At 52.6% G+C, this 12822-nt stretch carries 7 protein-coding genes; 3 read left to right on the top strand and 4 right to left on the bottom strand.

What is annotated here, in order from left to right:
* The first annotated feature begins 453 nt into the window (after positions 1-453).
* The 3 genes from IEW06_RS16445 to IEW06_RS16435 all read left to right on the top strand — a co-directional run bounded on the left by IEW06_RS16445 (position 454) and on the right by IEW06_RS16435 (position 3616).
* Positions 454-1605: a hypothetical protein gene (locus IEW06_RS16445; protein ID WP_187731731.1), complete on the top strand. Its 1152-nt coding sequence runs from the start codon at positions 454-456 to the stop codon at positions 1603-1605.
* Between the two features lie 425 nt (positions 1606-2030).
* Entirely contained in the window at positions 2031-2738 is a 708-nt protein-coding gene (locus tag IEW06_RS16440; RefSeq protein WP_187731732.1) for a hypothetical protein, read from the top strand.
* Between the two features lie 281 nt (positions 2739-3019).
* Positions 3020-3616 (top strand): recombinase family protein, encoded by a 597-nt coding sequence (locus tag IEW06_RS16435; protein ID WP_187731733.1) that lies wholly within the window; start codon positions 3020-3022, stop codon positions 3614-3616.
* Between the two features lie 143 nt (positions 3617-3759).
* Here IEW06_RS16435 and IEW06_RS16430 read toward each other — a convergent pair whose 3' ends face one another.
* From IEW06_RS16430 to IEW06_RS16415, 4 genes are all read right to left on the bottom strand, one after another.
* Positions 3760-6042: a GmrSD restriction endonuclease domain-containing protein gene (locus IEW06_RS16430; protein ID WP_188548602.1), complete on the bottom strand. Its 2283-nt coding sequence runs from the start codon at positions 6040-6042 to the stop codon at positions 3760-3762.
* Positions 6039-8006 (bottom strand): DUF262 domain-containing protein, encoded by a 1968-nt coding sequence (locus IEW06_RS16425; RefSeq protein ID WP_187731736.1) that lies wholly within the window; start codon positions 8004-8006, stop codon positions 6039-6041. Before IEW06_RS16425 ends, IEW06_RS16430 begins: the two co-directional genes overlap by 4 nt.
* 686 nt (positions 8007-8692) lie before the next feature.
* Complete coding sequence (locus IEW06_RS16420) at positions 8693-9859, bottom strand: DUF8808 domain-containing protein (RefSeq protein ID WP_187731737.1); 1167 nt, start codon at positions 9857-9859, stop codon at positions 8693-8695.
* Positions 9860-9869: 10 nt separating this feature from the next.
* Positions 9870-12815 carry a DEAD/DEAH box helicase gene (locus IEW06_RS16415; RefSeq protein ID WP_187731738.1) on the bottom strand — a complete coding sequence of 982 codons (2946 nt, stop codon included), beginning with the start codon at positions 12813-12815 and terminating at the stop codon, positions 9870-9872.
* Between the last annotated feature and the right edge of the window lie 7 nt (positions 12816-12822).

Genomic DNA, 12822 nt, shown 5'->3' with positions numbered 1-12822 from the left:
ACCCTGGGGTCAAGACGGGCGAAGTGCGCATAAGCTATTCTATAGCTGAACAGGACATTTCAACCCTATTAAATAGAAAATTATCCGAGTCCATCGAGGGCGCCTGCCAAAGCGGGAAGTCTGGCATCGAAGCCAGTCGGATAGCGGAGGACCTGCAACTGCAGTCCGGTACGTGAGGCCGCCCTGGGAAGACCCGCCCTAACTGTCTCCGTGCCATTTCACTAACCTTAACCTATTTCCATGCTTCCAACAGTAGTATCCCTTCGGGATTCCCGACTCAGACTCCACTTAAAAGTCATGCGACAAAATCAGGAGCAACAGACCCGTACGCATACCCGTGTTGGGTCGGATGGCCAGACAAAAACGGTGACCACGCGACCTAAGGTTCTCTGTGACGGCGCTAAGACTACCTGTCTGCTTTTGCTACAACGAGCCCGAGTACAGACCATTCGTATGCTGGCCACCCCACTGCATTGGGGTCAATTTATCGCAACAGATACTAATGAGTTGCCCGACGTTCCCCCCATAGAAGTTAACGGTCGTGAACTGTCGGAAAAGCGCGGTCTCACTGACAGAGCCTTGCGCAACCACATAGCACAGCTTATAAAGTCAGGTGCGATTGTGAGAAAGAAATTTCGTGGTACTCGTGCAAGCTTTCACGTGTGGATGAATCCCGAACTAATATGGGAAACACCTTTTAAAGGGGCAGGAACGGCAAAACTGGCTGACGCATGTAGCACTCAAACCCTCCCTATTTCTACTCCCAACGGTAAAAAAGTTCCGGATACTGAGGTTCTAGAAACACTTGAAACTCTTAAAATAGAAATAACCAATGTTGATAAGTTAGGAGTTGCCTTACCAACTAAAGTCGAGTCAAGAAACCCCTTACTGGAAACGGAGGCCCGCAACGGCAGGGCAACTAAACGAAAAAAAAATGGGGCAGGGGGCGCGCCGGTAACGGGCACGAATGAACTTCAACCAGTAGGTGAATTCATTCATGATCAAGTCCTGCTAAAGAAGATGAAGCTCGTCACTGAGTTCTGGGAGGCTGCTAAAGCCTTAGTTTATCCAAGTCATAGATGGAGCCCAAAGCAGGAGCGTCAGGCAAAGAACGCTATTTGGAGTGGTGTCTATCATAGTTTTAATAACTATGATAAGTGCGACTGGAAGGCCATTCAACTCGCTTTGCTGCAGCGGCTGCAATTAGTTCGAAACCACCTGCAACTGCATCCCGACCGGTATGCACCATTGCCTTATAGCCAGCACAAACCGGGTTCTGGATACTTTGATGCAGAAAATGTGCGCGGCTTTCGTGGAACGGAGGCTTGGCTCAAGAAAGTGAACAAACGCAAGCATAGTCTCAAAGTAGTGCGTGCTCTTCGCCTCGCTATCACTGAGGTAAGCCAACGCAATACTATTGACAGAACATCTGGAATCCAGATAAGAACGCATGAGCGGGTGCACACCTTATCCACGGTTCAACTCATCAGGTACCACGAAGGAATACTTATAGGGTTGGGAAATGCCAAAGCCTTAGACTGCTTCTATGCAAAAGTGGCCAATAGAGTATCCAAATCAACATTTAAAACTATTTCCCCACGATGAACTCGCTGAATACATCACATCCCATTCCCCCTAAACGCACAGGGCTAACGAAGTGCTGGATAGTTTGGAATAACGGATGGAAAAAAACCTACCAATCCTACGATACGAGTGGCCGCTATGAGGTAGATGACCCGCGCGAATATGGTATTCGAGGATTAAAGAAGTTGGTCGCAAAGTGGGGCGATTCTGTTGCCCAGGCCATTATTTACGATAATAAAACGGGCCAGAAAATCGAATCATTTAACCGAGGAGTATGGATTCATAACGGAGAATAATAACAACCCTAAATGATGTAGCTGATGTGCTTTCACAAGGCTACTAACCGGTTGTAACCAGTTATAACCGGATAAGTTAATCGTAACTAAATGTGAATAAAGTTCTTAACGCCAATACCGTTCTAAACGGTTACACTACTAATTAATCTCATGCAACTACAGGAACGCGAGTGCCCTCAATGTGGCGACCCATTTACTGGCCGGGCCGACAAAAAATTCTGTTCGGATGCCTGCAAGGCTCAATATCGCCGCGATAATTTGGACGGTAAATCTGTAAATGATGAGGAAGATAAAGATGAGGAGTGGGATGCAGAAAACGATGATTGGGATGAAGATGAGGAGGAAGGAAATGTGGAATCAAACATGCCCTTGTACGGGAAGGTAAATCTTTCTGAAAGTTCACCATCATCAATAACTCGGTTGGAACAAGCCAACGAAGAAGAACGCAAGCGGCAATTTCACGCTTTAGAGGTAATTCGGCTCAAGCAGCTTAGGATTGAAGCACAGCTTAAGCAAGAAGCAGCGGAGGAAGCTGAAGAGGAGGCTGAGAAGATAAGAACCTTGCATAGCCTTTACAGTACTCTGATTAAGAAATGCCTCAAGCTGGACGGACAGGAGCTTGATGAAGAAGACTTGGAAACGTGGATAGATGAACTCGATGAGGCTAGTGAGAAGTACCTGTCCCATCCAGGCTTACGTGAGCCCGATAACAAGGCCCATAAGCGGCTAAAAGACTTATACTGGTTGCGAGATACTTTTAGTGACTTGCTAACCGAATTTCATGAGGAGGGTGAACCAGTATTTCTGGAACTGCCTCCCAAACGCAAGGCGCGTTTTCGAACCAATCGCATTGCTTGAATTCTCTACTGAGCATCAATGCTGTACGTATGGTCTTGAGTTGTTACTGCCAGAATTAGAAAAGGGTGATTTCTCATTTTGGTAGTAACAACTCAAACCAACTCTTATCCTAAGAATTGCGCTTTTAGATGTCTCATAAAACGAGCGATTTCTTAAGACAACCTGACGGCCTGTTAGGCCTTGCAAAATATTCTAAACAAGCTGGAGCATATTCTTAAGTTCCTGTCTCAATAAACAAAGTCTCACAGTAAAGGCATGTGCTGACTTTCTAAGATTTGGTTATGATTTTTGGCTACGCTCGGGTTTCTACCCAAGAACAGGAATTACACTTGCAACTCGATGCACTTCGGTCTTATGGATGCACACAGGTAGTGGAAGAAAAAGCTTCGGCCGCGAAGGACAGGCCAGCACTACGTAGTCTGGTTGAACAACTGCGCTCAGGGGATACGCTTGTGGTATGGAAATTAGACCGGCTAGGACGCTCGCTAAAGAACCTTGTCGAGCTGGTTACTGGCTTTCAGGAAAAGCAAATTCAATTTATAAGCTTGCAAGACCATTTGGATACAACTTCGGCACAAGGGCGGTTGATGTTTAATCTATTTGCCTCACTCGCTGAGTTCGAGCGCGACCTAACGCGTGAGCGAACGAATGCGGGTCTGGCTGCGGCACGGGCGCGAGGACGCCAAGGGGGACGACCACCAGGGCTAAGTAAAGAAGCACGGAGCAAAGCGGAAGCGGCCAAGACCCTTTACCTGCGTAGGGATAATAGGGTAGAGGATATTGCCAAATTGCTAGGGGTTAGTCGGGCGACTGTTTACAGGTATTTAGATTTGATGGGCGTTTCAATGGGTAGTGATAAGGTTACTATACAGCATTGATAAACATATTTATGTTGGCTTAAACCAACCAGTTTGTGCGGCTAATGAAGGCAGTCTAGATACAGCACATATTACAAATATGCGCCGGCTCTTTTCACCCAATTGACATTTGAAGGTCAAAATCAACTTCTTCAAGCTGTATTTTATATCGGAAGTTGGGAAATGTTGATTAGGTCCGCTTCAAGTGCCACCTTAGCACCCACTTCTTCTAATCGGGCATCCAAAAATTGTCGGTAAGAAAGAGCTTGTGGATTGTGTTTTTTAAAAAGCTCGTACGCCCAAGGTAAAAGAGCTTTGACCTTGTAATTGGCGGAAGTCATACGATTACTAACATTCCAAAATCGGAGGGTTTGTTCATCAAAGATTGCTTGGTCTTCCGGCAGGGAATAATCGCGCCCTTCAATGTAATCAGGATAGAAATACCCTATTTGTGCACCTTTCAGCCACAACGAGATATTATCTGTTTCTGGCTCTAAGGATTGGAAATAATCGAAGAGCAGAGCCAGTAAACGCAGCTGGTTATCGAAGCTAGAATCCACTAGTAGTTTCGCAGTGGTTTTCGTTTCGTAGTACTTTCGTTTGTTATGCTCGTAGTAAGTAGCCACGTCTACATCCTGGTGCAGGAAGTCCAAGAAGAAAGCCTGGAAACCTCCTCCCGTAGTGCGAATGATGTTCGGCCAAGCGCCATAATTATACTGCTCATAGAGATAGCTTTCCCGGTCTTGTACAGTGCAGTTTCCCCACAGTAAGAGCAAGGACTGTAGTGTGCGCCTGTTTGATAAGCGGTTCAATCCCAAGGCAAAATAGCGCTGGTGGACGCGTTGCACATTCTGCAGGTTTGTCGTGGCTAAGGAATCGCCTATAAATAAGTGACCGACCTGGCCCTGATTGTAGGCATCATCTTCCAGCTGACCGAGCAAGTGTTCCATCTCTGGGCGGTCAGCTCCCGCCAGTTGGTACAGCATAAGCTTTTGCTTTTCTTCCGCCGGTAACAAAGCCAAGGATATACGCCGGCTGATCGCAATGTCAATCAAGCCTGTGATATCGCCTGTTTCCGTTTTCCCCAACTCTTGCGCTAACAAAGTGGCTTCGGCGCAGAAATCAGCTAATGGCTGAAGGCCCGCTTGCCCTACTCGGTCCAGCCGTTGCACATTATAGAAATAGCGCGCAACCCGCGTCAGGTGTTCCCACTTATCGTCTTGCTGCTTGATTCGTTCCATGCAGTACGCAAGGACGGGGAGTAGCCGGAAAAGCTCTCTGGTGCCTAGCCTAGCCGATTCCAAAGGGCCAGTTTGCGCCAGCCAAGAGAATGGGAGGAGCCCATTGGGCACCAGCCCTACGGTCTTGCTATTAGGCAGCGGAAACAGCAAACGCAGCACTTCCATAAGCCGGGCCGCGTTTTGCAGCGTAAAGCCCGTTGGCAGCTCCCGCGGAGTATCCTTAATCTGCAACGCTTGGCTAATCAGATCAGCAGCCCCCTGCTGCTCGTTCGCGATTGCAGGAGCGATAATCCGCAACCAGCGAAAGAACTCATTAAATCCCTGATCCGCATTGAGATTTTGGCCGCGGTGTTTCCAAAAAAAGTCTTGCCACTGCTCGAGTTGTAATCCCCAGGATTGCTTCAGTTCGGGGTTTGATTCCGTGGCTAGGAGCAGGGCCCGCTGATTTTCACCGGTGGACGTAATAAGCCCGGTAGAATTCAGGGACAAATACAAGTCTTCCCCCCGGGCACGATCTCCGGTATCGAAGTACCAAAAACGCACGTAGTGCTGCAGAAAATGATAGTTCGGACCTTCTTGCTGAGGTTGACTCATTAAGTAGGTATAATTGTCAAGAATGTGCGCAATGGTAGGATCCTGCTCGTAGGCTCGCAAGTACCAGTATTGCTGCTTAATGGCTTCTTTAATTGCAATCCCTCCGATAGCCTGATCGGAGGGGGAGGCTTCCAGGACAAAGGGGACAAACCGTTGCAAAAAGTCGTGCGTGGCCGCCCGTACCCGATAGTCTAGTCGTATTTTTCCAGTCGCCGACAGATAGTTCGTCTGAAAGCTGTCTTGCTTATTTTCCTGTACGGCGCGAGCCAGCAGCAGCAAATAGAGAGAGAGCAGCCGCTGTTGACCATCAATCAAAAAGGCCTTCCCCGTATAAGCAGAGTCGTGGTAAGCATAAATGAAGCCCATGTGGTGGCTGTAGCGTTGGCGCCGGTGATGCTCCAGAAAGGAGTCCACGACCGCTGGTAAAGCATCAGTACCGCTGACCTGTAGGTCCGGCTGGCGTTGCGCTTTGGCGAAAGTTGCCCGCAAAGAACCCAGCAGCTTGTCCAGCTGAGGTATGCTCCACACGTAGTCCCGCTGAATTTCGGGCACTAGAAACTGATCCGTTTCAGTAGACGTGAAAAGGTGATGTAGTGTAAAGCCTGTTGTCATGCAGTAGGGGTGAGAGAAGGCGTCGAAAATTCCTGCACCAGTCGCGCGAGTTGCTGGTCGAGGTAAGTGGCATGCGCACGGATGTCGGCCTTCGTCCAGTCGAAGGGTGAGGTCGATTCTGATAAAATCAGTTTACTGAAAACGCTAAAGGTATGGGGCGCCACAAAGCTGCCCTGGCGTACTCGCTGCATGAGGCGTCGGCGCTTTTCAGCGAAAGGCGCGTTGCTTACACTGGAGTTGTCACCGGAGGTGAGCAGGGCAAGATTACCCAAGCTGTGCAACAATTGATTATCCGCACGCAAGTATTGTTGCAGCTTCTGTGTTTCTTCTTCTGACCAAGTCTCCTGCATTAACAACTCCACAATGGCCGGGTCAGCCGGCTGCGAATCCTGGGCGGCGAGGGCGAGGAGGGACTCGCGTGTCCCCACCGGGGCTTGCTCTTCAGCCCAGGCAGGATGTTGTGGGTAAATGTGTTCAAGGCTCCACTTTTCAGCGCTAAACCGGGCGAAGTCAAAGGGATAGCTATCGGCTTTTTCATCGTCGTTCCCTTTGCTTCTTTCTGGAAAGACGTTCAGTAACAGCAGCAAATCGAATGCTTTCTCCGAACCTGCATCGTAAGAAAGGGCGGCTAGGTCACTTTTTAAGCACGATAATTTGCCGATTTCTTGCCGCAAGAAAGTACGAGGACCGCCGGCGAGCAGTTGTTCTTCGGCCGTTATGCGCTCCATTAACTCGCCTTTTTTCTCGTATCGCTTGCTGGCCTGCAGCGCGCCCAATTGGTTGTGAATGTCTGGAGTATTGAACCAATCGTGAAGCAGCCCACTCAAGAGTTGCAGCTCGATGAAGCAATCCTCAGCGGTGGGGGCCTGCGCTCCGAAGCTAAGCAGGTACTCAAAAAATTCATAGAGCGCAAAACCAGGGCCTGCTGCCGCGTCACGGTGTGGAACCAGGGAGCGAACGGCGGGGAAAGGAGCCGCTTTTCGCAGGGCCACTAGGCGTAGTAATTGCCATAGGGCATGTTCCGTTTTCAAGCCGTACAGCACCCGTACCCCGGGCAGCTGTAACCAACGAGCTATTTCGTCCCACTGGCGGCCTTGGGACGCGCGGAGCTCCTGCACCTGCTGAAAGGAAGAAGAGACGCTCCGGCTGGCCCGGGTCAGTAAGAGCCCCTTGACCAGTTCGGTGTCCGTTAAAGGCACGCGGTTGCTATTCAAATCGCTGAATACGTCCTCGCTGCTGATCTCTTCTTCAATTACGTTGGCAATCAACCGGCAGGAGTCAGCAACGTACAGCCCAAAGGCCGCCGCCTTAGGCCGCCGCTGCTCATCCTGCAAAAAGCTGCTAATCTTATGGGCCGCTTTGTATAGGTAGAAAATGTCCTGCTGGTCGCAGTCAAAGCTCGTAACGTTGAAGCTAGCTTCTAGAAACGCTTCCCATGAGGGCGCCTCTAAAAGTTTATGAATATTACCTTGATACACAAACTCTTCTAGAAAGTGGTCCCGAACAGCGTACTCTAATTTGCCGGCTGCTGATCCCGATGACGGGCCTGAATTTTCAATAAAAGCAAATCCAGCTCCGGCTCCATCTCCAAGGGTTTGCCGCAAAACAGCAAAAAATAAGCTCAGGGTAGTAAGGCGCTGTTGCCCGTCGATAACCTCTAGGGCCGTCCGACCCTTTGACATCAGGGCGGGTTTGAGTGTCAAAAATTGCAGGTAGTAATCGATCGGAATCCCGTCCCGGCGAGGTGCCTCAAAAGCCCGCCACAAGTCGGCCAACAACTTGTCTACCTGGCCAACTGGTGGCCCCCCCAGCTGGTTAGAGACGGGGGCAGCTGCTTCTGCAGTGCCCGATTCCCACTTGTAACCACGCTGATAAGCAGCAATCAGGTACTGGGAAGCATGATGATCCGGCAAGCAATCCGTGAAAATTCCGCGGATGGAGTAAGTTAGGTTCCGTTGGGCCATGAAGATAGAATTAATACGTAACCACGCCGCAAGGCTTCATGGTTGAGCAAACCTAGACATTGGGAAGCATACCCCTTAGATTAAATACGATTTATTTATTGAGGGTAATCAAATTGGGCTGAATTATGCCAGTATGAGGTATTCTAAATTGGATTTATTCAATGGCTTAAGTTACCGGAAACGGCTGACGACATTTCGCTATAAGGGGGACGTGAAAGTGGGCTGGTCTTGTGAAAATTGCTGAGCCTACGCCTATCTTGCAAGCGGTTCTTACTATCAAAACTGGCTTTTATGGATGTAGAAGAAGTACACGGAATATGTGAATCTTTAATTAGAGAAAATGCCTTACTATTTTAGATACTTGCGCCATTGCCCGGCTTGCTGTGCCGTCCACCACACGAGGATTAGCTTTGGTTTCTATCGCTCATCTATTATTTCATGCCGCAGTTTCTTCCCGCAATCATAGGTGAAGTAAGTAATGTAGCGTTCCTTTTTCGGAGGGATCTTGCTTAGAAGCACTGGGGCAATGGCCGGCAAGTGGATAAGCAGCAGCGGCAGAAGATAATAAGCATGCAACAACTGCCCAAAGGCTGCATAGCCGGTAGAAAGCATTCATACAAAAAGCCAACCACCAAAAGTGGCAAAAAGGACTGTAAGCACAAGTAAAAAAACGGGTCGATAAGACCCTAAAACCGGCTTATAAACCGAGCTGCAGCTACATCCTCTATGAACTGGGTGGCGCGCCGGGCCAGCTGCAGGGCGAATCCGGCGGCCGGCGGCAGACCAGGGAAACGTAAAGCCGCATCCTCCCGGATCACCCGCTGCAATCCAGGGGAGCGCAAGTAGTTCGTGTAGGCCGCTGCCAACAGATGGCTGGCTGCAGTTAGCCGCTCGTCGGATGGAACCCGGTCGCGCTTGACGTGCTGGTTAAACGCGCGGTCTACGGGCAACAAATTCCACAGCTCGTTGATGGGATACAGGGCCAGCGGGAGTAGGTGATCCAAGTCGTAGTGGTCCGGTTGGCTCAGCACTTTTTGCGTCCACGGACAAGTAAAAGGTACCTGCTCGAGCATCAACACGTCCACCTGGTTGCGCTCCCAAGTAAGGGGCCGGCGGTTGTCCGGCCGGGCGGTGAGTAGGGTATAGGCGGTCCCACGCGCACAGCTAGTCCCACCGACTTGCGATACACTTTCCGTGAACAAGCTCCACTCGTGCAAACTGAGCGCTTCGACGTACAGTGACAACCGGCTAAAGGCCTGCCAGAGGTCTGCTTTTACTACCACGCAAACCTCCTCCGGTCTGGTGCCCGGCAGCGGGTAAATTGAAGGGAGCAAGTCAAGTAGCCGAGCTGGTTTGGCAAACACCGTCCAATGTCCCACGCCGGCGTGCTTTACGGGCATGCTGATGGCCAGCTTAACGGTGCTGATGGCGTCTACATAAGCCTTCAGCAACGCCGAAGAGTAGAGCGCCCGGCGCCGGGGCGTTCGCATTTCCGAAATCAGGAAAAACCCATCAGAGGGCAGAAAGCCTACCTGCCCCTCGCTTTGCCACACCTGCTGCAGGCGCGTTAGGGCGAGGCGGAAACTCATATCGTTGCGCACTACGCCCTCGCGAACCGCTCGGGCACCCTGGTAGATGGGCGCCGCAGGGTCGGTGAACGGCCAATAGTAGCCTACCCATAACTCGGCCAGGTGCCGTAGGGGTACGGCAACGTCCCGAGCTTGATGCCCGAGCTCCGGGTGCAGCAGTACCACGTCATTTAAGGCCCGTAGCAAGGCAAGCTTGTAGCTGGTGGTTTTGCTGTCGTGCTTGAGGATGGTGGCAATGACTTGCTCACCGCTAAGAAAGGCCATTCGGTGAGCGCTAATCAAAGGCTAGAGCCTGTTGGCTGCTGTAAGCGCGTGGAAGGGACTTCACCTCGGGCACGGCGTTGCTGGCCTGCAAGGCCCGGGTGGCATCAGCTTGCGATGAGGTTAAGTAGGCGTACATGGCTTCCTCCACCGGATGGTCCATAGTGAATTGAAACTTGACCACGGGCACGGTGCCGCCCCCTCCGCTGGGCAACGTACCCGCTTCCCAATGGACGGGTTTTACGTCCCCCATGTAGTAGAAGTCCAAGCCTTCGTCGTTGCTTTTCTTAACGAACAACGGCAGCCGTAGGCCGTTGTGCGGGGCTTGCGCAATCTTCTGAATTTCCGGGCTGTTGAGGCTCCGGTTGGACTTGGACATCCAATTGAACTCGTGCGTGCTGATAAACCCGTCCTCGTAGTTCGTACTTTCGGCGATGTCCTCGGCTTTGTGGTAGTTGACGAACAAGGGACAAGTACGGTCCTTGATTTTGTAACCGTACACGGTGGAGCTTTCGTCCTTGGGCCAGTTCAGGATGCGGCAGACATCGCGGCGGGTATACTTCTGATAGAGAAAGAACCCGCTGCTGAACGGCGAGGTCATAAAGGTGCGGTACCGAGCTTTCGCAAAGTCTAGGGCATCCTGCAGAAACCGCAGGAACACCGGCTTGGCTACCATGATGGCAAAGGCCGGGGCGAAGCCCAAGGAGGCCCCGTGCTGGGTAACCACGGGCTTGGGCTTGCCCACGAAGTCGAAATTGAGGTTGCGCACGCAGGAATCGAGCGTAGCTGGGCTCGGGGTAGGTCCGTAGTAGGGCTCGAGGGCAGCTCGTAACTCCGCGGTTGACACCCGGTCCTGTTGCAACAGCAGGTCCAAAATGACTACTTCATCGATGCGCTTGGCATTGGCGAGGTGGGTGGCGATCAAGGCCAACACCTCCTGCTCTTCGGGTGTTAGGGCGCCCACCAGGCCCTTTTCCAGGCCCGCGGCAAAGTTGAAGAAGGAACCTTTGGCGCTCACGTACAGGAAGGGGTCGCGACCGGCGTGCGCCAAGAAATCCATCATCAGGGGTGACCGCCCGAGGATGGATTTGAGTAAGTTGTAGGCGTCGACCAGGTCGCGGTGACTGTTGAGCCGGGCCGCGTCGATGGAGGCGTAAATCTGCTCCTGAGCGATGCGGTCAAAGTTGATGGTGGAAACGCCGGGCAGTAGGCTGCTGCCGGCCGCCAACAGCTTGCGGAGCGTGTCTTTGTTGTAAGTAGTGTCCCCAAACAGGGCAACCGGTACCAGGTAGTTGTTGCGGTAGTTGCCGATGAAGTCGAGTACGGTGAGGTATTCCTTACCCATGGTCTTGCGGAGGCCGCGACCGAGTTGCTGCACGAAAACAATGGCCGACTGGGTGGGCCTTAGCAAAATCACCTGGTTCAGCCGCGGGATGTCGATGCCTTCGTTGAAGATGTCGACCGTTAGCAAGTAGTCGAGGCGAACCGATGCGTCGTCGCTTTCCAAACGCGTAATGGCCGTGCTGCGCTCGGTATCCGTGCTCTTACTATTCAAGTTGACGGTGCGCAGCCCCCGGGTGTTGAAGGCGGCGGACAACACCTCGCTTTCTTCGTTGCTGCGGCAGAAAATCAGCCCCCGCACCGGGCCCGTGTCGCAGCCGTAGAAGGCGGCTTGCGCCAGTATGTGGTTGATGCGGTCCTCGGCGACGAGCAGCGCGAAATCCGCGACTTCCGGCATGGGTTCGTTGTCCACAGTTAAGTCCGTGAGGCCGAAGTAGTGGAAAGGGCAGAGCATGTCTTCCGCCAAGGCGCGCTGCAAGCGAATCTCGTAGGCGATGTTGTGGTCAAACTGCTGGAAGATGTCGTAGCCGTCCGTCCGCTCAGGGGTGGCCGTCATGCCCAGCAGGAATCTGGGACGGAAGTGGGCCAGGATACGCTGGTAGCTGTCGGCGCCGGAGCGGTGGGTCTCGTCAATGGTGATGTAATCGAATTGGTCGGGGGCGAAACGCTCTAGGTGGTGGGTTTGCGCCAACGTCTGAACCGTGCAAAACAAGAAGTCCGCCGTGGTATCCTGCTGACGCCCCGAGTACAAGCTCATGGTTTTGTCCGGGCCAAACACGCGCTGGAAGGTCTGGAGCGCAGCTTCCGCAATGTTGAGGCGATGCACCACGAACAAGAGGCGGCCAGGCTTGACCTGGAGGGCGTCAAAGGCGGAAAGGTAAGTCTTGCCGGTACCGGTAGCCGAAATGAGCAGGGCTTTGCGCTGCCCCTGGGCCCGCAGCGCCGCCAGGCTCGCCAGGGCCTCGACCTGCATGGCGTTCGGTACGGGTTGGACGGTAGGGAGCGCGGCCTGGGCTGCGACTCGGAGGGCTTGCGCTTGGTAAACTTGCTGGTAGGCTTCTATGAAGGCCTCATCCACCGGCGTGGCTTCGGCGAACTCCTTGGCAAACTCGGCTAGGGTGTGGTGCATGAGCTCACCGTGTCCGTTCGCCGATACTTGCAGGTTCCACTCTTTGTTGGTCTTCAGGGCGCCGGCCGTGAGGTTGCTGCTGCCAATCAGCAAATCGTACGCGCCCACGCCCTTGCGAAACAGGTAGCCCTTCGCGTGAAAGTTGCCCGTGGTGGCGATTTTTAGCGTGATGTTGGACAGCTGCAGCAGGGCCTGCAGCGCTTCCGGCTGGGTGAAGTCCAAGTATTGGGAGACCAGGACCCGCCCGGGGATGCCGCGCCGTTCCAACTCCTGCAGGGTGCTGAGCAGGGTGATAACGCCTTGTTTGGTAGCGAAGGCCACTGTAAACCAAAACTCCTCGCATTCGCCCAGGTGCCGGAGCACGGCGCTGAGCACTGTTTTGCCGCGCGCCCGGTCGTTGACCAGAAGTTGCGGCAGGTACTTGTCCTGCGCCGGGGTGGTGTGGTCGAGGAAACCCCGGGTTAGGCTAGCGAGTAGGGGAGATGACATACGGGCC

Source organism: Hymenobacter qilianensis, assembly GCF_014638675.1.
Taxonomy (GTDB): domain Bacteria; phylum Bacteroidota; class Bacteroidia; order Cytophagales; family Hymenobacteraceae; genus Hymenobacter; species Hymenobacter qilianensis.
This window is presented reverse-complemented; position numbering and strand designations above follow the sequence as displayed.